General features: G+C 60.7%; 22 protein-coding genes. 9 read left to right on the top strand and 13 right to left on the bottom strand.

Annotated elements, in window-relative coordinates; genetic code table 11:
• Positions 1-255 precede the first annotated feature (255 nt).
• The 4 genes from JHD62_RS00960 (at position 256) to JHD62_RS00945 (ending at position 3541) form a co-directional block, all read left to right on the top strand.
• On the top strand, positions 256-1362 hold the full coding sequence (locus JHD62_RS00960; protein ID WP_199101392.1) for a PfkB family carbohydrate kinase: 1107 nt from the start codon (positions 256-258) through the stop codon (positions 1360-1362).
• Positions 1359-2285 (top strand): pseudouridine-5'-phosphate glycosidase, encoded by a 927-nt coding sequence (locus JHD62_RS00955; RefSeq protein WP_199101391.1) that lies wholly within the window; start codon positions 1359-1361, stop codon positions 2283-2285. Before JHD62_RS00960 ends, JHD62_RS00955 begins: the two co-directional genes overlap by 4 nt.
• A gap of 88 nt (positions 2286-2373) precedes the next feature.
• Complete coding sequence (locus tag JHD62_RS00950; protein ID WP_233160471.1) at positions 2374-3039, top strand: HD domain-containing protein; 666 nt, start codon at positions 2374-2376, stop codon at positions 3037-3039.
• 82 nt (positions 3040-3121) lie between these two features.
• The gene (locus JHD62_RS00945) at positions 3122-3541 is read left to right on the top strand and encodes a hypothetical protein (RefSeq protein WP_199101389.1); all 420 of its coding nucleotides are present in this window, start codon (positions 3122-3124) and stop codon (positions 3539-3541) included.
• Between the two features lie 141 nt (positions 3542-3682).
• On the opposite strand, the gene JHD62_RS00940 is transcribed toward JHD62_RS00945, so the two are convergent.
• From JHD62_RS00940 to JHD62_RS00925, 4 genes are all read right to left on the bottom strand, one after another.
• Positions 3683-4492, bottom strand: a complete 810-nt coding sequence (locus JHD62_RS00940) for a MetQ/NlpA family ABC transporter substrate-binding protein (RefSeq protein ID WP_045847187.1) — start codon at positions 4490-4492, stop codon at positions 3683-3685.
• A gap of 107 nt (positions 4493-4599) precedes the next feature.
• A complete protein-coding gene (locus JHD62_RS00935; protein ID WP_045847186.1) occupies positions 4600-5286 on the bottom strand; it encodes a methionine ABC transporter permease in 687 nt (228 codons plus the stop codon).
• Positions 5286-6023: a methionine ABC transporter ATP-binding protein gene (locus JHD62_RS00930; protein ID WP_199101388.1), complete on the bottom strand. Its 738-nt coding sequence runs from the start codon at positions 6021-6023 to the stop codon at positions 5286-5288. Before JHD62_RS00930 ends, JHD62_RS00935 begins: the two co-directional genes overlap by 1 nt.
• 339 nt (positions 6024-6362) lie before the next feature.
• A complete protein-coding gene (locus tag JHD62_RS00925) occupies positions 6363-7109 on the bottom strand; it encodes an endonuclease/exonuclease/phosphatase family protein (RefSeq protein ID WP_199101387.1) in 747 nt (248 codons plus the stop codon).
• Positions 7110-7399: 290 nt separating this feature from the next.
• On the opposite strand from JHD62_RS00925, the gene JHD62_RS00920 reads away from it, so the two are divergent.
• A complete protein-coding gene (locus tag JHD62_RS00920; RefSeq protein WP_233160469.1) occupies positions 7400-9544 on the top strand; it encodes a methyl-accepting chemotaxis protein in 2145 nt (714 codons plus the stop codon).
• A 43-nt stretch (positions 9545-9587) separates the two neighbouring features.
• On the opposite strand, the gene JHD62_RS00915 is transcribed toward JHD62_RS00920, so the two are convergent.
• On the bottom strand, positions 9588-9875 hold the full coding sequence (locus JHD62_RS00915) for a metal/formaldehyde-sensitive transcriptional repressor (protein ID WP_199101386.1): 288 nt from the start codon (positions 9873-9875) through the stop codon (positions 9588-9590).
• A 74-nt stretch (positions 9876-9949) separates the two neighbouring features.
• Here JHD62_RS00915 and JHD62_RS00910 point away from each other — a divergent pair, with 74 nt between their 5' ends.
• Positions 9950-11122: a sulfite exporter TauE/SafE family protein gene (locus JHD62_RS00910; RefSeq protein WP_199101385.1), complete on the top strand. Its 1173-nt coding sequence runs from the start codon at positions 9950-9952 to the stop codon at positions 11120-11122.
• Position 11123: 1 nt separating this feature from the next.
• Here the strand turns inward: JHD62_RS00910 and JHD62_RS00905 are convergent, their stop codons facing one another.
• Positions 11124-11726, bottom strand: a complete 603-nt coding sequence (locus JHD62_RS00905; protein ID WP_199101384.1) for a phosphatase PAP2 family protein — start codon at positions 11724-11726, stop codon at positions 11124-11126.
• 141 nt (positions 11727-11867) lie between these two features.
• Here JHD62_RS00905 and chrA point away from each other — a divergent pair, with 141 nt between their 5' ends.
• Positions 11868-13202, top strand: coding sequence for a chromate efflux transporter (gene chrA / locus JHD62_RS00900; protein ID WP_199101383.1), 1335 nt, complete (start codon positions 11868-11870; stop codon positions 13200-13202).
• Here chrA and nudB read toward each other — a convergent pair.
• From nudB to JHD62_RS00865, 7 genes are all read right to left on the bottom strand, one after another.
• Positions 13199-13651, bottom strand: a complete 453-nt coding sequence (gene nudB, locus JHD62_RS00895; RefSeq protein WP_199101382.1) for a dihydroneopterin triphosphate diphosphatase — start codon at positions 13649-13651, stop codon at positions 13199-13201. The two genes, chrA and nudB, sit on opposite strands and share 4 nt — an antisense overlap.
• Positions 13641-14276 carry a response regulator transcription factor gene (locus JHD62_RS00890; RefSeq protein ID WP_199101381.1) on the bottom strand — a complete coding sequence of 212 codons (636 nt, stop codon included), beginning with the start codon at positions 14274-14276 and terminating at the stop codon, positions 13641-13643. The genes nudB and JHD62_RS00890 overlap by 11 nt, the downstream gene beginning before the upstream one ends.
• The gene (locus JHD62_RS00885; protein WP_199101380.1) at positions 14273-15580 is read right to left on the bottom strand and encodes a mechanosensitive ion channel family protein; all 1308 of its coding nucleotides are present in this window, start codon (positions 15578-15580) and stop codon (positions 14273-14275) included. Before JHD62_RS00885 ends, JHD62_RS00890 begins: the two co-directional genes overlap by 4 nt.
• A 28-nt stretch (positions 15581-15608) precedes the next feature.
• Positions 15609-16298: a lipoprotein-releasing ABC transporter ATP-binding protein LolD gene (gene lolD / locus JHD62_RS00880; RefSeq protein ID WP_131354808.1), complete on the bottom strand. Its 690-nt coding sequence runs from the start codon at positions 16296-16298 to the stop codon at positions 15609-15611.
• The gene (locus JHD62_RS00875; protein ID WP_199101379.1) at positions 16291-17538 is read right to left on the bottom strand and encodes a lipoprotein-releasing ABC transporter permease subunit; all 1248 of its coding nucleotides are present in this window, start codon (positions 17536-17538) and stop codon (positions 16291-16293) included. Before JHD62_RS00875 ends, lolD begins: the two co-directional genes overlap by 8 nt.
• 13 nt (positions 17539-17551) lie before the next feature.
• The gene (locus JHD62_RS00870; protein ID WP_045847223.1) at positions 17552-17764 is read right to left on the bottom strand and encodes a hypothetical protein; all 213 of its coding nucleotides are present in this window, start codon (positions 17762-17764) and stop codon (positions 17552-17554) included.
• A gap of 75 nt (positions 17765-17839) precedes the next feature.
• Complete coding sequence (locus JHD62_RS00865; protein ID WP_199101378.1) at positions 17840-18625, bottom strand: C40 family peptidase; 786 nt, start codon at positions 18623-18625, stop codon at positions 17840-17842.
• A 60-nt stretch (positions 18626-18685) separates the two neighbouring features.
• On the opposite strand from JHD62_RS00865, the gene JHD62_RS00860 reads away from it, so the two are divergent.
• The gene (locus JHD62_RS00860; RefSeq protein WP_199101377.1) at positions 18686-20368 is read left to right on the top strand and encodes an AarF/ABC1/UbiB kinase family protein; all 1683 of its coding nucleotides are present in this window, start codon (positions 18686-18688) and stop codon (positions 20366-20368) included.
• Positions 20369-21148 carry a hypothetical protein gene (locus JHD62_RS00855; protein WP_199101376.1) on the top strand — a complete coding sequence of 260 codons (780 nt, stop codon included), beginning with the start codon at positions 20369-20371 and terminating at the stop codon, positions 21146-21148.
• Positions 21149-21238: the final 90 nt, after the last annotated feature.

Below are 21238 nucleotides of genomic sequence, written 5' to 3'. Positions count from 1 at the left end.
CCTTCCTTGCAGTCGTGGCCGCCAGTGTTACGCTGGCGGCATTTTTTTTGCAATTGCCCAACTGAGCAAAAAAGAAACCCGCCCGGATGCCGGACGGGTGATTCACCGCAAGGGTGAAAGTCTGCCCGGGCCAGTCGCAGCTTGGGCAGTACTTTTGTTATAGCCGCAAATCACAGTGGCGTGCTCTTTGAACTTGACCAGACGCCGATCGGGCCATTAGCATAAACAAATGTTTTACAAACAAACATAAGTTTAATGACCGAACGCGAACAGGAAATCCTGCAATGGCTGCGGCAGAATCCGCTGATTCCGCAGCAGGAACTTGCCGACCAGCTGGGCATCAGCCGCTCGGCCGTGGCCGGCCACATCATGAAGCTGATGCAAAAGGGTCAGATTCTGGGCAAGGGCTATATTCTGGCCGACAGCCCTTATGTGGTGGCACTGGGCGGTGCCAATATGGATATTCGTGGCAGCACGGTGGCCGCTCTGCGTCAGGGAGACTCCAATCCCGGCAGGATAAGCTGCTCGGCCGGTGGTGTGGCACGCAATATCGCGGAAAACCTGGCCCGGCTGGGGGCGGATTGCCGGCTGATCAGCGCCGTGGGGGATGACCTCTACGGCCAGGCGCTGCTGGAAGCCACCCAGCGGGCAGGGGTTGATGTCCGCCACGTCCTGTTGCTGCCGGATGCTGCTACCTCCACCTATCTGTCCATTCACGGGCCGGATGGCGACATGGCCATTGCCATCAATGACATGGGTATCCTGAACCGGCTGGATGCCACCCGCCTGGCACCACAGCGCGAACTGCTGCGCCATGCCGGGCTGATTGTGGCCGATGCCAATCTGTCGGCCGATGCCCTGGCCTGGCTGTTTGCCGAAGCTGGCGACACCCCGGTGTTCATGGACACGGTATCTGCCTTCAAGGCCGACCGCCTGCGCCCCTGGCTGGGCCGCATCCACACCCTTAAACCCAACCGGCTGGAGGCCGCCAGCCTGTCTGGCCTGCCACTCGATACCCCCGAGCAGGCCCCGGCCGTGGCCAGCTGGTTTCACCAGCAGGGCATCCGGCAGCTGATTGTCAGCCTGGCCGCCGACGGGGTGTTTTACAGCGATGCCGACGGTACGCATGGCTGGTGCCCGGCCCCGGCCTGCGACATTGTCAACGCCACCGGCGCCGGTGATGCGCTGATGGCCGGCCTTGCCTGGGGCGCGCTGCAAGGTATGCCCTTACCCCACGCTGTGGAACTGGCACAAGCCTGTGCCGCTCTCACCCTGAGCTGCGCCGCTACCAACAACCCCACCTTGTCACTGACAGCCGTACAACAGCTGTGCCCCAATTTGCCTTATCCGGAGCAATCATGAGCCAACACCCTTACCTGGACATCCACCCCGAAGTCGCCGCTGCGCTGGCCGCCGGTCAGCCAGTAGTCGCACTGGAATCCACCATCATCTCCCACGGCATGCCCTATCCGCAAAACGTGGCCACCGCCTTGCAAGTGGAGGCCGAAGTGCGTGCCCATGGCGCTGTGCCCGCCACCATTGCCATCATTGATGGCCGCCTGAAAGCGGGCCTTGGCGCGGATGAAATCGAACTGTTGGGCAAACGTGGCCGGGAAGTGGTCAAAGTCAGCCGCCGCGACCTGCCTTTCATCGTGGCGGGCCGCCAGACCGGTGCCACCACCGTGGCTTCCACCATGATCATCGCCGCCATGGCGGGTATACGCGTGTTTGCCACCGGCGGTATTGGCGGCGTGCACCGTGGTGCCCAGCACAGCTTTGATATTTCGGCCGACTTGCAAGAGCTGGCCCAGACCCCGGTCACCGTGGTATGTGCCGGTGCCAAGTCCATCCTGGACCTGGGACTAACGCTGGAATACCTGGAAACCCACGGCGTGCCGGTAATCGGCTACCAGACCGCCACCCTGCCCGCCTTCTTCACCCGTGAAAGTGCTTTCAAGGTGGATTACCGCCTGGACAGTTCGGCCGACATTGCCGCCGTGATGCACGCCAAATGGGCAATGGAGCTGAAGGGTGGCATGGTGGTGGCCAACCCCATTCCGCAGCAATTTGCCATGCCGTCCGACAAGATTGACGCCGCCATCGAACAAGCCCTGCAGGAGGCCAGTGATCAAGGCATCGGCGGCAAGGAGTCCACCCCCTTCCTGCTGGCACGGGTGTGCGAGCTGACCGGCGGCAACAGCCTGGCTTCCAACATCCAGCTGGTGCTGAACAATGCCCGCCTGGCTGCAGCCATTGCACAGGACTACTGCCACCTGACCGCCTGAGCACACCCGCCAACGCCCTGCTGCCGACATGGTTGACGCCTGCCGGCAGCAGCGGTGTAATCCTCGCCCCACCCTCTGGAATGCCGCCATGTCACCGCTTGAACTCACCGCGCAACTGCAACACTGGCAACAGCAGCTGATCGGCCTATTGCAACAACAGGAGCCGGACGCCGACGGTGCCCATGATCTCTCGCACTTTCACCGGGTATGGGCAGCCGCGCGGCACATCCTGCCGCATCACCCGCAGGCGGATGCCCTGGTGGTGCTGGCGGCCTGTTATTTGCACGATCTGGTCAATCTGCCGAAAAATCACCCGGACCGGACGCAAGCCTCCCGGCTGGCAGCCGCCAAGGCCAGTCAGTTGCTGGCGGATGCTGGCTTCCCGGCTGACAAGCTGGCTGCCGTGGCGCACGCCATCGAGGCGCACAGTTTTTCCGCCAATATCCCGCCGCAGACCGACGAAGCGCGCATCGTGCAGGACGCCGACCGCATGGACGCGCTGGGTGCCATTGGCCTCGCACGCATGTTCTACACCTCGGGCCGCATGGGGCGGCAACTGGCGCATCCGGACAACCCGCTGGGCGCAGGCCGGGCCCTGGATGACCGTGAATACGCGCTCGATCACATCGAAGTAAAACTGGAAAAACTACCCGACATGATGCAAACCGCAGCAGGCCGTGCCATGGCGGTGGAGCGGCTGGCGCGCTTGCATGCCTTCCGCCAGCAGTTTGTCGAGGAATGGCTGGCACGCTGAGGCCGTACTTCACCGGATGGGCAAGCCTTGTGGCTGCGGCGTATGATGGGACAAAAGCTGTCAATAACAGAGGAGATGTCCCATGCACTATCACAACGCACGTCTGCTGGAACAGGTCCACGTGGTGGTGGCAGATCTGGCTGCCAGCAAACGCTTTTACCAGGCCATCCTGCATGAGCTGGGCCGCACGCTGAGTGCAGAGGGGGCCGACTACTTCCGCGCCGACGAACTGCTGGTGACAGGCGGCCAGCCGGAACAGCGCAGCCATGTTCATCTGGTATTCCGCGCGGCAAGCCCGCAACTGCTGACCGGCTTTGTGGCCGCGGGCCTGGCTGCCGGTGGCCGCCCCGCCCCCAGCCTGGCTCTCGGGGATGACAGCAAGCGCTGCACCCTGCTGGACCCGGATGGCAATCCGGTGCATGCCGTGGTTGATGCCACACCGGCAAGCGGGGACAAACCCGGCCTGCTGGAACACAAGGCACCCTTCACCGTGTGCGAATAAACCGGTCATGCCAGCATCTGGGCTGGCCATAAAAAAACGGAGGGCATCGCCCTCCGTACAAGTCTTGTAGCCAGGAGTGTTACAAGAAAACCTGCCAGCCCCATCACGATCCGGACAGGGCCACATGCATGTGGTTACGGTTTATTTCCAGCTTTGCGGGAATTTGTAACCGGCATATTTCTGTTTGGCCCAGTCACTGAAGGCCTTGCTGTTGTAAGCGGCAATCACGTCACGCGCCCACGGCTTGCCCGCATCGGCAGCGCGCACCACGCCCCAGTTGACATAGGCGTAGCTTTTTTCCTGGAACACGGCCTCGGTCAGCTTGATGCCGGAACTGGTGGCGTAGTTGCCGTTGATGACGGCAAAGTCCACATCGTTACGCGAGCGCGGCAGCTGGGCGGCTTCCAGCTGGACAATCTTCAGCTTCTTCACGTTCTGGGCGATATCACGCTCGGAAGCGGTCAGCGGGTTGATACCCGGCTTGAGCTTGACCCAGCCCAGATCGCTCAACATCACCAGTGCACGGGCAAAGTTGGACGGATCGTTCGGCGCGGAAATGGTGCTGCCTTCCTTCACGTCCTTGAGCGACTTCAGCTTGCCCGGATAAATGCCCAGCGGTGCAGTCGGCACCTGGAATACTTCCTTCAGGCTCAGCTTGTGTTCCTTGACGAAGTTGTCCAGGTAAGGCTTGTGCTGGAATACGTTCACATCCAGCGCACCTTCCTGCAGGGCCATATTGGGACGTACATAGTCAGTGAATTCCACCAGTTTGACCGCATAGCCCTGCTTTTCCAGGATGGGCTTGATCGACTGCTTCACCATGTCGCCAAAGTCACCCACGGTGGTGCCAATCACGATTTCCTTCTTGGCCGGATCAGCCGCCAGTGCCGGGCCGGCAATGGCCAGACCCAGACAAGATACGGCCAGTGCCTTGATGACGAATCTACGCATGTGAACTCCTTGCAATGATTGATAAGGGAAAGCAGCTGGCCTGGCTGCCAGGCAGCACACCAGCCGGGTTGCCGGGCTGACGGTGTCGCCCGGTCTGTAGGATTGATTCAGCGCTTGTCCAGCCTGGCGGCCAGCCGGTTGCCCAGCAGCTGGATGATCTGCACGATCACCACCAGCAGCAGTACCATGGCCACCATCACGTCGGTCTGGAAACGGTAATAGCCATAGCGGATGGCCAGATCGCCAATGCCGCCGCCACCCACCACCCCCGCCACGGCGGAATAGCTCAGAAAGCTGATGGTGAGAATGGTCAGGCTGGAAATCAGCCCGGACCTGGCCTCGTTCAGCAATACCTTGATGATGATCTGCAAGGGGCTGGCCCCCATGGCTTCGGCCGCCTCCACCACGCCGCGTGGAATCTCGCGCAGGGTTTGTTCCACCAGCCGGGCAAAATACGGAATGGCGGCAAAGGACAGCGGCACGGCCGCCGCCACCGGGCCGATGGTGCTGCCCACCAGCAGGCGGGTAAGCGGCACCAGCGACACCATCAGGATGATGAAGGGGAAGGAGCGCACCAGATTCACCGTCCAGCCCAGCACACCATTGACCAGACGGTTGGCAAACAGCTGGCCCGGCTGCGACAGGTACAGCCAGATACCCAAGGGTCCTCCCAGCAGAATGGCGGCAGCCAGTCCCACGCCCAGCATAAGGCCGGTTTCCTGACAGGCCTGCCAGATTTCCGGCGCCATGCCGGCCAGGTCGGCCAATGCCGCAGCAAAAGTCATTTCTTCCATCACGCAGCCTCCAGCAAAGAACGGGCGAGGTCTGAACGGGCATCCACCTTGCCCTCGCTCACCTCCACCACTTCCACCACCTGGCCGGCGTCCAGCACGGCCGCACGGTGGCAGATGGAACGCACCACATGCATTTCGTGGGTGACAATCACCACCGTCACGCCAAAGCGCTGATTGATGTCGCGCAGGCAGTACAGAATGGACTGGGTGGTTTTCGGGTCGAGTGCCGAGGTGGGTTCGTCTGCCAGAATCACCTTGGGGCGTGGAGCCAGTGCGCGGGCAATGCCCACCCGCTGCTTTTGTCCGCCGGATAGCTGGGCCGGATAGTGCTGCGCACGGTCGGTCAGCCCGACCACCTCCAGACATTCGGCCACGCGCTGGGCGATATCGGCCTTGGACCAGCCGGCAATCTCCAGCGGGAAGGCGATGTTGTCGGCCACGGTGCGGTTGGCCATCAGGTTGAATTGCTGGAACACCATGCCCAGATGCTGGCGGGCGCGCCGCAAGGCAGGCGCATCCATGGCGGTGAGGTCTTGCCCGTCCACGATGACGGCGCCGCTATCCGGTCGCTCCAGCAGGTTGATCAGCCGCAGCAAGGTGGATTTGCCGGCACCGGAAAAACCGATCAGGCCGAACACTTCGCCAGCGGTGATGGAGAGCGAGGTATCCTGCACAGCGTCGAACCAGCCGCCACCGGGGCGGCGAAAACGCTTGCGGATGTTTTGCAGGTGAATCATTCAAATACTCCGGAATGCATAAAGCCCGCCGGTGACGCTGGCGGGCTTTATGCATGGAATCTTTGAATACTGAAAAGATTATATAAGCAGAAACTGAATTGATACGGGGTCTGCTTACCCACGCTTTAGCTGTTTTACGCCCGCAAGCTGTGTCAAATCGGCGATTAATTTTTGGTATTGAACATCAATTTTCGCTTTACGTCAAGCCTGATGCAGTATTCCTGCCCTAAAAGCGCAAGCTTTGCAGTAAAACGGAAATTTTGCTGCTGATAAAGCAGGATTACGGCATGGTTTTATCAATCGCCAAATACTGATGTTTCATATCGAACATCAGTATTTTCAGGCTGGAAGCAGCGATGCCGTCAGTGGCAAGTGGTCGGACAAACGCGACCAAGGGGGGCCACGCAGCACATCGGCACTCAGCACCCGCAGGCCGCGCACATAAATGCGGTCCAGCGGCAGCACCGGCAGCCGTGCCGGAAAGCTTTGCGCGTAATGGCCGCGATGGGTGAGAAACACTTCCTGCAAGCCAGCCTGCTGCAGGCGTTCGCTCGCCTCACCCTGCCAGTCGTTGAAGTCACCGGCCAGGATGATGGGCGTATCCGGCGCAATGGCTGCCTCGATGTAATGCAGCAGATTGGCGTATTGCTTGCGCCGGTCGCGGGCCAGCAAATTGAGGTGTGCACACAGCGCGGCTACCGGGCGGTTCCAGCCCCGCGGCAACAGCATGCAATGCAGCAAGCCACGGCTTTCAAAGCGGTTGACCGACAGGTCGCGGTTACACCATTCGATGATGGGATGACGGGTCAGCACCGCATTGCCATGATGGCCGTGCTCATAGGCGGCATTCAGGCCATACACCACCTTGTGATCCAGCCGCCGGGCCAGATAGTGATGCTGGGCTTGTACCGGCCATCCCTCGTGACGCAGGGAACGCAGCAGGTTCTTGCCTTGTACTTCCTGCAAGAACAGCAAATCCGGTGACTGCATTTCCAGCGCATGGGCAATTTCGTCAACTCGCACATGGCGGTTGAGCGGCGACATGCCCTTGTGGATGTTGTACGTGGTGATCTTGAGTGGCTTCATGTTCTATCCATAGCGCAAGCAGCCTTGCTTGCGCCAGTCCCTGGCGCAAATAAAAACGCATTTCCCATCCTGACAGTCCACCCGCCCAGCCGTGGTGCAGGGTTGCACCACATCAGCACGACAGGCACCAAAAATGCGCAGTGCATAATGAACATTGTATGCAATTACTTACAAATGGCAGCAATTATCCTGATTTTCAACTAAATAATCATCAAATCAGGCACGCATGCTGCTTTATGCGGCAGGGAGATCCAAACAGTCCACCTTTTCAAATCCGCCGGAGCAAATTCATGAAACTGAGCAGCCATCGCATGGCCCTGAGTGCGCAAGAACAACACTGGCTTCCCTGGTTGGGGAGCAATGGCAAACTGGCAATGCGGCTGGCCTGCTTTTACAACCGTGACCGCTACCCGGCACTGGAGAGCATTTTTGACAATTTTGCCCGCTTGCGCGTGCAGATATTGCAGCAGTGGACCGAACAACACTGGCAACAACTGGACGGCCTGGCCTTGCGTCTGGGGGCCTGTCAGCAAGAGCAGTTGCCCACCACGCTGGCAGCCGCGTTGGGCAGCCTGAGCGAGTTTACCGAGCTGTTCATCCTGAATGCAGACAATCAGCTTATCGCCAGCAGCAGCAAACAGCCCGCCAGCCATGGGCCGGATGCACGCGCCCTCAGTCAGGGCATGCGCCAGCGTTTTCTGCTGGGGCCTTACCGTGATAACCGTACCTTGCAACTGGGCCCGCGTAGTTCGACCTTTCACGATGCCGTGACCTTGCTGTTCATGCTGCCGCTGCGCTTGCACGACCACAGCACCGCCTGCCTGTGCGCCCGTTTGCCGAATGATGTGGTGGGGGACCTGATCCAGCGTGAAGCCGGGCATATTTTTCATGAATCGGGCGACAACTACCTGTTCATGGTGCAGTCGCATTTCAACCCGGCCATTGTCCCTGGCACCGCGCTGTCGCGTTCACGCTTTGAGGACCGCACCTTCAGCGGCGGGGACAATCTGAAAGACGGCGTCAAGACAGCCTATGGCACGGTACGCGTGCAGCAGCACACCGAGCTGGAACTGGTGTTCAACAACCCGGCCACCGGCCAGCTCCACCCTGGGGTGCGGGAAACCATACGCCACGGGGAAAACCTGTTTGTCACCTATCCGGGTTATGCCGACTACCGGCATATTCCGGTCATCGGCAAGGGCATACGGTTTCAACTTCCCGGCTCGCCCGATGTCTGGGGTATCATGTGCGAGGCAGACCTGGCCGAGGTCTACCGGTATCGCTCGGTCAGCCAGCAATTGATGAAGGGCTTTGTCGCGGTGCAGGCCGCCATGCTGGGCCTGGGATGGGCGGTTCAGGCCATGCTGTCGCCCGGCCCGGCCATGCAAGGCCTGACAGGTATCGGCTTACTGCTGGCCGGCGCCGTGCTTTACCAGCAATGCTTCACCCGGCCGCTGGCACAGCGGCTACGCGGCATCAGCGGCATGGTGCGCAATATTGCCGAAGGCGATGGCAACCTGACCCTGCGGGTGGATCGCCAGCAACTGCGTGCGGACGAAACCGGGGTGATGGCACAGTGGGTAAACAGCCTGATCGACCAGTTCGATCACACGCTGGGCCAGCTGGTGCAGTTGAGCGCCAGCTTGCAGCAGCGCAACCACGACATGGCGGAACACAATGCGGCCACCGTCAGCGCGGCCAGCCAGGTACTCAGCACCGCCGAACGCACCCGTAGCGGGCTGAACCAGCAACAGCAGACGCTGGATCTGGCCAGCAGCAATGCCGGCAAAATGGAAATGGCCATGCAGCAACAACATGCGCTGGCCCGCCAGCAAATGGCCTCGGTCAGCCAAAGCACGCTGGGCATACGCGAAACGGTTGGCCGTTCCGCTCATACCATTGCCCAGCTCAGTGACAGCACGCGGGAAATCGAACAGGTGGTCGAGCTGATTCAGGATATTGCCAAACAAACCAATCTGCTGGCGCTCAATGCCGCCATTGAGGCAGCCCGTGCCGGTGAAAGTGGCCGTGGCTTTGCCGTGGTGGCCGACGAGGTACGCAAGCTGGCAGAACGCACCAATCAGTCCACCTTGCAGATCAACGACATGATTCTGCGCGTGCAGCAACAGGCGGACGAAGCGGTGAACTCCATGCAAAGCGGCATGAGCCATCTGGAGCAAGGCTTGCAGCTGGCCGAGGCCTCGGCCGGGGAGAATGTACAGATTCAGGAAATTGTTCGCCAGCTACTGGATACCATCAAGCAATTGACACAAGCCGGTACCGAACACGCCAGCGCCACGGCGGAAATCGGCTCGGTGGCCAGCTCCATGCACCTGGCGCAGCAGAATCTGTCGGATTGCGTGGATTACACCCGGCACACCATCAGCATGCTGGGCAAGCTGGCCGGTCGCTTCCGTGTCAGCCAGTCAGCCTGAACCTGACGTAGCTTGCCGCTGCCGGTTATATTTCAGACCAACTTTATTTCAGGTAAGAGCGGACCAGGCGCATCACCTGGTCTGCCTCTTGCTGCCGCGCCGGGTCGGCCTCGGCGTCAGCCGCGGTGGGAGCCAGCAAATGCTCGCGCAAATGGCCTTCCAGCACCTCGGCCATCAGGCCATTGACCGCACCGCGTATCGCAGCAATCTGCTGCAGTACCGCCATGCACTCCTGCCCTTCTTCCAGCGCCCGCTCAATGGCTGCGGCCTGGCCCTGAATACGCCGCACTCTGGCCAGTAGTGGTTTTTTTCCCTTTACGGTGTGTCCCATTGCGATTTTCTTTCTCAAAACATACTGGGGGGTAGTATATTGCGGACATTCCTATTCTGACACGCATCCGCATCATGCCACCACTAAGCGAACTGATACAGCAAGGTTCCACCAACCTCTGGCTGTTCATTCCATCCGCCATCCTGCTGGGCACCCTGCACGGGCTGGAGCCTGGCCACTCCAAAACACTGATGGCGTCCTTCATCATTGCCATCCGCGGCAGCATTGCCCAGGCCGTGCTGCTTGGTGTGTGCGCCGCCTTGTCCCACTCTCTCGTCGTCTGGCTGCTGGCGGCAAGCGCCCTGCACTATGGCAACCAGCTACTGGTAGAACAGGCCGAGCCTTGGTTGCTGCTACTCTCCGGCCTCATTGTGCTGGGCATTGCCAGCTGGATGGCCTGGCGCACCCGGCTGGACAATCTGGCAGCCCAGGCCTGGCAGCACGCCCCGCACGGCGGCAAGATGATCAATACCGGCCATGGCCTGGTGGAACTGCTGCTGGATGGCAAGGACAGCGCGGCCCGCTTCCGCCTGTACTGCTATAGCGCACAGCTACGCCCGCAAAAACCGGCAAGCGACGTGCAGTACCGGCTACAGGTACGGCGCGATGACGGCCAGCAAGAGGACTACCTGCTGATATCACAAGGGGCCTACTTGCAAGCGGAGCACCCCATTGCCTTGCCACACCAGTTTTCCGTGACGCTGCACATGCTGCATGGCAACCATGGCCACCAGTTTGCCCTGCGCTTTGGCCCACCGGCAGCGCGACACTACCAGCAGCGCAGTCATAGCGCGGCGGCTGTCGGCAAGGGCAGCATGCTGGCACGGCCGCAACGCGCTACCGCCCAGGCCGAAACCGCCGAGCCATATCAGGATGCACATGAAAAAGCCCATGCCGAGGAAATTGCCCGGCGCTTTGCCGGCAAAACGGTAAGCAATGGCCAGATTGCCCTGTTCGGGCTGACTGGCGGCCTGATGCCCTGCCCGGCCTCAGTCACCATCCTGCTGATTTGCCTGCAACTCAAGCGGGTGGCGCTGGGGCTGACCATGGTGGCGTCTTTCAGCATCGGCCTGGCCATTTCACTGGTGAGCGTTGGCGTGGTGGCCGCCTGGGGAGCACGGCGGCTGGGTGAGAAGTTTCATCAGCTGGATGGCACCATACGACGTCTGTCTTATCTGTCCAGCCTGATGATGGTGGTGATTGCAATAGTGATGATGCTGCAAGGGGGCCTGCAGCTGGCCGGCTGAATCAGGCCTTGACCCAACCCAGGGCAATCGGCTTGGCCAGCAGGCAACGATAGCTACGATTGAGGCCATCGAGCACGCGGTGGCCAAAGCGCGGCCAGGCGGCATGCATGGCCAGCGCATAGGGCAGCGACAGCAGCAGGCCGCCCATGATATCCAGTGGCCAGTGCACACCCAGATACACACGCGACAGCCCCACCAGCACGGTCAGCAGCAACAGCAGCTGTCCCAGCCGCGCCTTGCCAGCCAGCCAGAAGGCAAAGGCGGTGGTGGCAAAGATGGTGGTGTGATCACTGGGGAAGGACGGGTCGGCTGCATGGTCGATAAAGCGATACCCCAGGCCAATGGCAAAGGGGCGTGGGTGATCCCACAACATGCCGATCAACTGATTGCACAGCAAGGCCAGCCCGACGCTGAACAACACCTTCACCGCACGCTCGCGCTGGGCACGCTCACCCCACAGCCACATCAGCAGCAGCAATACCGGAATCAGCAAAATCAGGTATTTGGCAAAGAAGATGGCCAGCTTGATCATCAGCACGGACGAGGCTGGCGTGGCATTGATGAGCAGGAAACAAGCCTGATTGAAGCTTTCCAGTGCAGACATGACAGTAAGATGACAAAAAAATGAAAAACGGATTGTAACGGGCCTGTCCCATACTGTCCTTGCCTGTTTTGTGACTAAGTTTGTCTTGCCTGTGCAAAATGGGAACACTTTGCTTACACAAATACCGATTACGGAAAGTCCATGTCCTTGCACAACACACCGCCACAGCCCCGGCCCGTCTCGCTACGTCAGGCAAGTGCATTCTGGCTGAAGCTGGGCTTTGTCAGTTTTGGCGGCCCGGCCGGGCAGATTGCCATCCTGCATCAGGAACTGGTGGAACGCCGCCGCTGGATTTCCGAGCGCCGCTTTTTGCACGCGCTCAATTACTGCATGCTGCTGCCCGGCCCGGAAGCACAGCAACTGGCGACGTATATCGGCTGGCTGCTGCACCGGACCCCTGGCGGCATCGTGGCGGGTGGGCTGTTTGTGCTGCCTTCGCTGCTGATCCTGATTGTACTGTCGTGGGCCTATCTGGCTTTTGGTCAGCTGGGTGTGGTCGCAGGCATGTTTTACGGCATCAAGCCGGCCATTGTCGCCATCGTGCTGCATGCGGCACTGCGCATTGGCCAGCGTGCCTTGAAGAACCGCCTGCTGTGGGGACTGGCGCTGGCTTCCTTTATCGCACTGGCCGGTTTCGGACTGCCCTTTCCGCTGATCATCCTGACTGCGGCCTCGATAGGTGCGCTGGCGGGCAAGCGCTACCCGGCGCTGTTTGCCGCCGCTGGCAGCGGACATGGCGCAGCGCATCAGTCAGCCGGACCGGCACTGATAGACGATGACACTCCGCCGCCTCCGCATGCCCGTTTCAGCCGTGGCGGGCTGCTGCGCGTAGCGCTGGCCGGCAGCCTGTTGTGGTGCGGCCCGATGCTGGTTCTGCTGAGCCTGTTTGGCTGGGACCACCCCTTCAGCCAGATGGGCTGGTTTTTTACCAAGGCTGCCTTGCTGACTTTTGGCGGGGCCTATGCGGTGCTGCCCTATGTATATCAGGGTGCAGTGGTGCAGCATGGCTGGCTGAATGCCGGACAGATGATGGACGGACTGGCACTGGGAGAAAGCACACCCGGACCGCTCATCATGGTGGTGGCCTTTGTCGGCTTTGTCGGTGGCTTCCAGCATGCAGGAGGCATGGCTCCGGGGCTGGCTGGCACACTGGCCGCCTGCCTGGTGACCTGGTTTACCTTCTTGCCATCTTTCCTGTTCATTCTGGCTGGTGGGCCGCTGATTGAAAGCAGCCATGGCAAGCTGTCACTCACTGCGCCACTGACTGCCATCACGGCGGCGGTGGTGGGGGTGATTGCCAATCTGGCGCTGTTCTTTGGCTGGCATGCGCTCTGGCCGCAGGGCTGGCAAGCCGGGCCGGACTGGCAGGCCATCCTGCTGGCCGTAGCTGCGGCACTGGCACTGCAGCGCTACAAGGTGGGAGTGATCAAGGTGATTGCCGCAGCAGCCGTGGCCGGCTGCCTGCTGCACGGCTAGTTGGCAAGCAAGCCCAAGCGGGCGGGCAACTGCCGAATGGCAGCGGCATTGGAAGGGGAAAAAACCAGCTCGGCGGCCTGTTGCCAGGGCAGCCATTGCTGGGACACATGCTCGCCTTCCGCCAGCCGCACCGCTTGTGGTGCGTCCAGCTGCAAGCCAAACACGTACTCGTCGTTGTGCGTCACGCCTTCCGGGTAGCGGTGCCGCCAGTGCGGGTAGATTTCGTAGCGGTTGTGCAGCTGCCAGTCGCTCAGCACATGCTGGTCGGCATCCAGCCCGGTTTCTTCCAGCACTTCGCGCCGTGCTGTCTCCAGCAGGGTCTCGCTGCCTTCACGACTGCCGGTAACCGACTGCCAGTAGCCCGCCCGGTCGGCGCGTTCAATCAGCAAGACTTCACCGTCTTTGGTGTGAATCACCACCAGCACGGAAACCGGCTGCTTAGTGCCCATCGCCACGCCCTCCAGTTGTATCGGCCTTGCTGGCGGCCAGCAAGCCGGCCAGTTCCACCGCCGACTTGACGCCCATTTTCTCGAACACACGGGCACGGTGTACTTCCACCGTTTTCATGCTGATGGAGAGTTCCTCGGCAATCTGCTTGTTCAGCTTGCCCAGCAAGATAAGCTGCATCACTTCTTTCTCGCGCTCGGTCAATTGCGCCAGCATGCTGCCAACCCGCTGGCGACGGCCATGGCTGGCACGGTTGCTTTCATCCTGCAGCAGCATCTTTTCCACCCGAGACAACAATACCTCGTCGTCGAATGGCTTTTCCATGAAATCCAGCGCTCCCAGCTTGATGGCGGCCACCGCATGCGGCACATCACCATGGGCGGTCAGCATGATGGCCGGCGGGCAGTAGTCCAGGCCGGCCAGACGCTCCAGCAGCATGATGCCGGACATGCCGGACATGCGCAGGTCGACAATCAGGCCGTTAAAGCCGGTATCCGGGCCGGTGGCCAGGAACTCTTCGGCACTGTCAAAACCGCTGACCTGGTAGCCCTGACCGTCCAGCAACCAGATCAGCGCCTGCCGTACCGCGGCATCGTCATCCACAATAGCCAGTCGTTTGCCTGTCATCCCTGCTCTCCCCGGCCGGGCAAGGCCACGGCCACATCACTGACAATACGCACATCCCGCTGCGGATAGGGAATTTCGATGCCCAGTTCCTTGAAACGCCGCCAGATGGCCAGATAGATTTCCGAACGCAAGCCCATGAAGCCGTTTTCCGGGTCTTTCACCCAGATGCCCAGCTCCAGATTGATACCACTGTCTGCAAAAGCCGTGACAAAGGCAGCCGGCGCCGGGTCGGTCTTTACCCGCGGGTGCACTGCCGACTCACGCAACACGGCCAGCGCCTGGTCCAGATCGGTACCGTAATCCACCTGGATGGGCAGGCTGATCCACATGGCCTTGTCCGAGTAGGACTGGTTGATCACGGTATTGGAAATCAGCGCGTCATTCGGCACCAGCGCTTCGGAGCCATCGGCGCTTTTCAGTACCACATAGCGCGAGGTGATGCGGGTGACATAGCCTACCCGGTTATCCACCATCAGACGGTCACCAATACGGATGGAGCGGTCCAGCAGAATGATGAAGCCGGATACATAATTGCTGGCAATCTTCTGCAAGCCAAAACCCAGCCCCACACCCACTGCACCGCCGAATACCGACAGTACGGTGAGGTCTATCCCCACTACCGGCAGGGCAATCAGCACCGCCACCACAATCAGCAAAGTGCGGGCCATCTTGGCAAACACGATGCGCAAGGACAGGTCCATGTGCTTGAGCGCCATCACCCGCGCCTCTATCACCCGGCTGACCCACAAGGCCACCACCACGATGACCGACACCCACAGCATGGCATTGAGGATGGTGAGCAGGTCCAGCCGCGACTTGCCGACGGAGAAGGAAACCGACTGCAGCCAGTCCAGCATCACGTCGTCAAAACCGATGGCCCAGCTGACAAAACCCAGCCACAAGACGGTGGCGATAAAGTGTTCGGAATTACGCTCGAACTTGCCTTGCGGCAAAGCCTGACGCATCACCGCGGTAAACAGCCGGATCACCCCCAGCCAGAACAGCATGGCGGTAAACAAGGGCAGCAGGTGCGGACGGGTGTGCATCACCACCATCCAGCCCATGATGCACAACAGCATGGATAGCAGGGCGACCAGCGGCAGGACCAGCCGGAAGGCGGTATAGGGCAGGAACCGCTCGTAACGCTCCGGGTGATGCATGAACCAGCGGCGGAAGGTATTGCGTGCGGCAAACACTCCCAGCAGCAGGCATAGAATGCCCAGCAACAGCTGGGTCAGCCCGGGGCCGGTCTGCAGCGCCTGCAATACCACGTCAAAATCCATTTCTTCACGCACAAACAGCATTGTTTTCTCCGTATCGCGCCCCGAGGGTTCAGGCGCTCAGCACTGCGTCCTGCAAACGGCCTTCCACCAGCCGCAATGTACGCTGCGCCCGGCCAGCCAGCTCCAGGTCGTGCGTGACAATCACCAGACTGGTGCCCAGCCCGGCATTCAGTTCCAGCATCAGGTCGAACACCTGGCGCGCGGTCTGGTAATCCAGATTACCGGTAGGTTCATCAGCCAGCAGGCAGGCAGGTTCGGTCACCAGCGCACGGGCAATGGCCGCCCGCTGGCGCTCGCCACCGGACAACTCGCCCGGCTTGTGTTGCAAACGTTGGGCCAGGCCGACCCGTGTCAGCATGCTGGCGGCACGCTCTTCCGCTTCCTTGCGCGGCAGGCGGCGAATCAGCAAGGGCATCATCACGTTTTCCAGTGCCGAGAATTCCGGCAGCAGATGATGGAACTGGTAAACAAAGCCCAGCGACTGGTTACGCAAAACGCCACGCTCGGCCTCGGACAGCCCGGCCAGATCGCGCCCCAGCACTTCCACCACGCCCTGGCTGGGGGTATCCAGCCCGCCCAGCAAGTGCAGCAACGTGCTCTTGCCGGAGCCGGAGGCGCCGACAATGGCCAGCCGTTCGCCCTTGTCCACGCTCAGCGATACATCGGACAGCACGGTCAGGTTGAGCCGCCCTTCGCTATAGGTTTTGCCCAGATTGCGGCAGTTCAGCACATTACTCATAGCGCAGCGCCTCCGCCGGCTGGGTGCGCGCTGCGCGCCAGCTCGGGTAAATGGTGGCCAGCAAGGCCAGCAACAGGGCAATCACGGTAATGGTGCTGACATCGCCCAGCTGCACGTCAGAAGGCAGGTAGTCGATCATGTACACCTCGCTGGACAGCAGCTTGGTGCCCAGCACGCGTTCGATCAGCGGCACGATCACATCCAGATTCAGCGCCACCAGCACGCCACCGGCCACCCCGGCCAGCGTACCGCTGACACCGGCCACCGAACCCTGGATCATGAAAATCTTCATGATGCTGGACGGTGCAGCCCCCAGCGTGCGCAGAATGGCGATATCCGCCTGCTTGTCGGTCACCACCATCACCAGCGTGGACACCAGATTGAAAGCCGCCACCGCCACGATCAGGGTGAGGATGATGGTCATCATGCGTTTTTCGATTTGCACAGCACGGAAGTAATTGGCATTGGTATCGGTCCAGTCGGTCACCTGGTCCTGCTGGCCCAGCGCCTGTTGCAGATTGGCCTTCACCAGCGGAGCCAGCATCGGGTCATCCAGCTTCAGGCGTACGCCGCTGACGGTATTGCCCAGCCGCGACAACACCTGCGCGTCCTGCAGATGGATCATGGCCAGCGAGGCGTCGTACTCGAACATGTCTACCTTGAAAATGCCGATCACGGTGAACTGCTTGTAGCGCGGAATCATCCCCGCCGGCGTAACCGTGCCTTCCGGGGTAAACAGCGTCACCTTGTCGCCCATACCCACATTCAGCTGCCGTGCCAGTTCCACCCCCAGCACGATGCCAAAGCTGCCCGGCTGCAGCGCCTCCAGCTTGCCGCGCACCATGTGGCGGCCGACATCCACCACCTTGTCCTCAAGCACCGGTTCGATGCCGCGCACCAGGCCGCCGCGTACATTGCCGTAGGCGGAAAACAGCCCCTGGCCATTCACAAAGGGCGCTGCCGCCAGCACATGTGCGTCACGCTCGGCCACCTTGGCCACGCTCTGCCACTGCGGCAAATGGCCGTCATAGGCGGAGATTTCCACATGGGAAGCCACACTGAGGATGCGGCCACGGATTTCCTTCTGGAAACCGTTCATCACCGACAACACGATGATCAGCGCTGCCACACCCAGCGCGATGCCGACAATGGAAATCAGGGAGATGAAAGAAATGAAACCGTTGCGCCGTTTGGCGCGCAAATAACGCAGCCCGATCAGGACTTCGAATGGCCAATGCATGCCAGAATGCCTTTCAGGGCTGGTAGGGGTTGTGCAGGCTCTGCATCAGACGGACCAGGAAGTCTTTCACCTGCGCCTCGTCACAGCCCATCAGAATGGCATCTTCCAGCGCGTCCTGCGCCATCTGCTGCAATTCTTCCAGGTTCTCGTTCATGACCTTGATCTTTTCCACGCAGGCCACAATGCCACCCTGCGGGTCCTTCCATACCGGTATGTCGATATTCATTGCCATGGCTGGCTATTCCTGAAAACGCAATGCCCGCACAGGCGGGCATGGAGGTGATGACAAACCGCCAGCTTGTCAGTTGGCGGGTTTCTTCTTTTTGCCGTGGCCGGTTTTGGCAGCCTTGGCCGGCTTGCCGGCCTTGTCGGACTTGGCTGCACGGGAGGACTTCTCCGCCTTGCCGCCCTTTTTCTTGCTGCTGGCCGCTTCTGCCACCGGCTTGCACTTCTTGCCCTTGCGGCATTTCATCCTGGGCGCGGCAGCAGCGCCACCGCTTCTGGCGGCCACGCTGTCGTTCGCGCTATCCGCCTCGTCTGCCGCAGCCACGGTATTGGCATTGCTGCGATTGATGCGGCGGGCACCGTTCCAGCGACTTTGCCAGTAGCTTTGACTGAGGCTGACCACTTCGATGTTGCGACCGGTGCGCGGCGCATGGATGAACTTGCCATTACCCATATACATGCCGACATGGGAATAGGCAAAACCACGGGTATTGAAGAAGACCAGGTCTCCCGCCACCAGTTCACTTTTATCGACAGGCTTGCCAATGCGGGCCATTTCGGCGGAAGTACGCGGCAAATTGACCTTGAGGGATTTCTGGAATACATAACGGACAAAGCCGCTGCAATCCAGGCCACTGACCGGCGAATTGCCACCAAAACGGTAGGCAACACCCAACAGGCTCATGGCCTGCAGCAGCAAATCTCCTACAGCATCCTCGCCAGGCGAGGCATACTTGGCAATGGGGTCTTCCGAGGCCTCGACCTTGGGCCGTGCGTCCTGCGCAGTTTTTTCAGGTGCGGCCTGGGCAAAAACCATGACGCCAGCAAGCATCACGGCGAGTAATCGGAGTTGCAATTTCATAGGCCGCACTCTATCGGACAGGGACGGGAGTGTAAAGCCAACTTGGACACCAGATAGCCCATGCTCAGAGAAACTCTTGTTGCAATGCGTGACCTTCCACGCTTGAAGGAAATCAGCGGCATTCTCATTCGTCACGGTCTGGGTGAGTTTGCCCAGCGCCTGCGCCTGCCGCGCGCCATGGAAAAGGCCGGCGAATGGCTGAACCTGCACCTGCCGGATGCCGATGCCGGCCTGCCCACCCCGGTGCGGGTGCGGCTGGCCTTCGAGGAACTGGGCCCCACTTTCATCAAGCTGGGGCAGATTCTCTCCACGCGGGTGGATGTATTCCCGGCCGAGTGGATTGCCGAATTCGAGAAACTGCAATCCACCGTGCCGCCGGTGGACCCCGCCTCGGTAAGGCTGCTGGTGCAAAAAGCGCTGGGCAAGCCACCGGAAGAGCTGTTTGCCAGCTTTGACGAGAAGCCCATCGGCTCTGCCTCCATCGCGCAGGTGCATTTTGCCACCCTGCACGATGGCAGCCATGTGGCGGTCAAGCTGCGCCGCCCCGGCATTGTCGACAAGGTGGATGCCGACCTGCGCATCCTGGCGCATCTGGCTACGTTGATCGAACTGGAATTTCCCGACTCGCGCCGTTTTCAGCCGGTGGAAATCGTCAGCCAGTTTTCCCGCTCGCTCAAGCGCGAGATGGACCTGGCGGTGGAAGCGCGCAATATGGAACGCTTCGCCCGTGACTTTGCCGACGATCCGCAGGTGGTGGTGCCCAAGGTGTACTGGGATTACACCAACCCGGCAGTCAATGTGCAGGAGCATATCAACGGACTGTCCGCCAGCCGGCTGGAACAACTGGCCGACAGCGGGCTGGACCCGGTGCTACTGGCCAGCCGTGGTGCCGACGCGGTGCTGAAGATGATTCTGCTCAACGGCTTTTTCCACGCCGACCCGCACCCGGGCAATGTGTTCTTCCTGGCGGAACACCGCATTGCCTTCATCGACTTTGGCATGGTGGGACGCATCAGCCATGGCCGACGCGATGAAATCGTCGACCTGCTGGCGGCACTGGGTGAGCGTAACGAACACGCCATGATGGACGTGCTGATCGAGTGGACCGGCAGCACACCGGTGGACGAGCAGAAGTTTGCCTACGATATCAGCGAATTCATGTTCCAGTACGAACACGTCCCGCTGAAGAACCTCAATATCAGCCAGCTGATCAACGACATCATGGCCCTGATCCGCGACCACGGCATCCTGCTGCCGCCGGACATGGCCATGCTGTTCAAGGCGCTGATCACGCTGGAAGGGCTGGGCCGCCAGCTGGACCCGGACTTCCAGCTGGTGGAGCACATCACGCCCTTCGTGCGCGAACTGATCGTGGCACGCTATCACCCCAAAACCCTGCTCAAGCGCGGCAAGCTCACCCTGCAGGAAACGCTGGGCATGCTCACCGGGCTGCCACGCGACATCCTGCGCCTGTCCAAGGACATCCGCCAGGGCAAATTCCGCATCAATCTGGACTTGCAGCGGCTGGACAGCTTTGGCAAACAGCTGGACCGCAGCACCAACCGCCTGACCATGGCCATTGTCACCGGCTGCCTGATCATCGGTTCCTCCATCGTGATGACGGTGAACGCCGGGCCCAAGCTGTTCGGCCTGCCCTTCTTCGGCTTCATCGGTTTCATGATTGCGCTGTTCAACAGCGTGTGGCTGATCTGGTCGATCTGGCGTTCCGGCAAGGAGCTGTAAATGCGTCTTCTGTTACTTGTTGCGCTATTGCTGGCCAACAGCGCCGCCCAGGCCCTGCAACTGGTAGAACTGAACTGGCGCACCCCCAGCGAACTGCAAGCGGCCTTGCAGCCGCAACTGCGGCCGGATGAACGGCTGAGTGCGATGGACAACAAGCTGATCATCGATGCCAGCCCAGCACGTGAGCAGCAGCTTGCTGCGCTGGCAAGACAACTGGACGTGCGCCCGGCCAGCCTGCGACTGGAAGTCAGCCAGTCCGGCAGCAATGCGCAGACCCAATCCGGGGTGCAAGTGCAAGGCAATATCAGCATTGGCCGCATCATGCCCGGTCAGCCGGGTAGCAATCTGGCCCTGTCCGCCCAGCAAGACAGCCGCAGCCAGTCCGGCCAAAGTCTGCAAAGCCTTACCCTGCTGGACGGGCGCAGCGGCTTTATCCAGCTGGTGCAAAGCCGTCCCCTGCCCTGGGTGATGCTCACAGCGCAGGGTGGGCTGTTGCGTGGCAGCAGCATGCAGGATGCCATTACCGGGTTTTATGCCCGTCCGCGGCTGAACGGACAGCGCGTGAGTATCGAACTGGCCGTCAGCCAGCAGGCCTTCAACGGTGTGCAACGCACGGGCAGCCAACTGTCCACCACGGTGGAAGGCAGGCTGGGTGAATGGCTGGAAGTTGCCCGCACTACACAGGACAGCCAGGGGCGGGAAAGCCTGCTGATCGGCGGCAGTCAGCAGCAGGGACAGCAAAGCCACAGCGTGCGGATTCGCATACAGGCCCTGCCCTGAGCGGCAGCTTCGCTTGCCGGCAGGCACAATAAGCCACACAACAATGACAATGGACTGTCACGGAGCTTGCATTTGTAAATAGTAATGATT

Source organism: Aquitalea sp. ASV11 (assembly GCF_016429185.1).
In the GTDB taxonomy this organism is placed as follows: Bacteria; Pseudomonadota; Gammaproteobacteria; order Burkholderiales; family Chromobacteriaceae; genus Aquitalea; species Aquitalea pelogenes.
This window is presented reverse-complemented; position numbering and strand designations above follow the sequence as displayed.

Bases quoted from the DNA above. Each gene is read 5' to 3' on its own strand.
- JHD62_RS00960 (WP_199101392.1), top strand. From the start codon at position 256: ATGACCGAACGCGAACAGGAAATCCTGCAATGGCTGCGGCAGAATCCG.
- JHD62_RS00955 (WP_199101391.1), top strand. From the start codon at position 1,359: ATGAGCCAACACCCTTACCTGGACATCCACCCCGAAGTCGCCGCTGCG.
- JHD62_RS00950 (WP_233160471.1), top strand. From the start codon at position 2,374: ATGTCACCGCTTGAACTCACCGCGCAACTGCAACACTGGCAACAGCAG.
- JHD62_RS00945 (WP_199101389.1), top strand. From the start codon at position 3,122: ATGCACTATCACAACGCACGTCTGCTGGAACAGGTCCACGTGGTGGTG.
- JHD62_RS00940 (WP_045847187.1), bottom strand. From the start codon at position 4,492: ATGCGTAGATTCGTCATCAAGGCACTGGCCGTATCTTGTCTGGGTCTG.
- JHD62_RS00935 (WP_045847186.1), bottom strand. From the start codon at position 5,286: ATGGAAGAAATGACTTTTGCTGCGGCATTGGCCGACCTGGCCGGCATG.
- JHD62_RS00930 (WP_199101388.1), bottom strand. From the start codon at position 6,023: ATGATTCACCTGCAAAACATCCGCAAGCGTTTTCGCCGCCCCGGTGGC.
- JHD62_RS00925 (WP_199101387.1), bottom strand. From the start codon at position 7,109: ATGAAGCCACTCAAGATCACCACGTACAACATCCACAAGGGCATGTCG.
- JHD62_RS00920 (WP_233160469.1), top strand. From the start codon at position 7,400: ATGAAACTGAGCAGCCATCGCATGGCCCTGAGTGCGCAAGAACAACAC.
- JHD62_RS00915 (WP_199101386.1), bottom strand. From the start codon at position 9,875: ATGGGACACACCGTAAAGGGAAAAAAACCACTACTGGCCAGAGTGCGG.
- JHD62_RS00910 (WP_199101385.1), top strand. From the start codon at position 9,950: ATGCCACCACTAAGCGAACTGATACAGCAAGGTTCCACCAACCTCTGG.
- JHD62_RS00905 (WP_199101384.1), bottom strand. From the start codon at position 11,726: ATGTCTGCACTGGAAAGCTTCAATCAGGCTTGTTTCCTGCTCATCAAT.
- chrA (WP_199101383.1), top strand. From the start codon at position 11,868: ATGTCCTTGCACAACACACCGCCACAGCCCCGGCCCGTCTCGCTACGT.
- nudB (WP_199101382.1), bottom strand. From the start codon at position 13,651: ATGGGCACTAAGCAGCCGGTTTCCGTGCTGGTGGTGATTCACACCAAA.
- JHD62_RS00890 (WP_199101381.1), bottom strand. From the start codon at position 14,276: ATGACAGGCAAACGACTGGCTATTGTGGATGACGATGCCGCGGTACGG.
- JHD62_RS00885 (WP_199101380.1), bottom strand. From the start codon at position 15,580: ATGCTGTTTGTGCGTGAAGAAATGGATTTTGACGTGGTATTGCAGGCG.
- lolD (WP_131354808.1), bottom strand. From the start codon at position 16,298: ATGAGTAATGTGCTGAACTGCCGCAATCTGGGCAAAACCTATAGCGAA.
- JHD62_RS00875 (WP_199101379.1), bottom strand. From the start codon at position 17,538: ATGCATTGGCCATTCGAAGTCCTGATCGGGCTGCGTTATTTGCGCGCC.
- JHD62_RS00870 (WP_045847223.1), bottom strand. From the start codon at position 17,764: ATGAATATCGACATACCGGTATGGAAGGACCCGCAGGGTGGCATTGTG.
- JHD62_RS00865 (WP_199101378.1), bottom strand. From the start codon at position 18,625: ATGAAATTGCAACTCCGATTACTCGCCGTGATGCTTGCTGGCGTCATG.
- JHD62_RS00860 (WP_199101377.1), top strand. From the start codon at position 18,686: ATGCTCAGAGAAACTCTTGTTGCAATGCGTGACCTTCCACGCTTGAAG.
- JHD62_RS00855 (WP_199101376.1), top strand. From the start codon at position 20,369: ATGCGTCTTCTGTTACTTGTTGCGCTATTGCTGGCCAACAGCGCCGCC.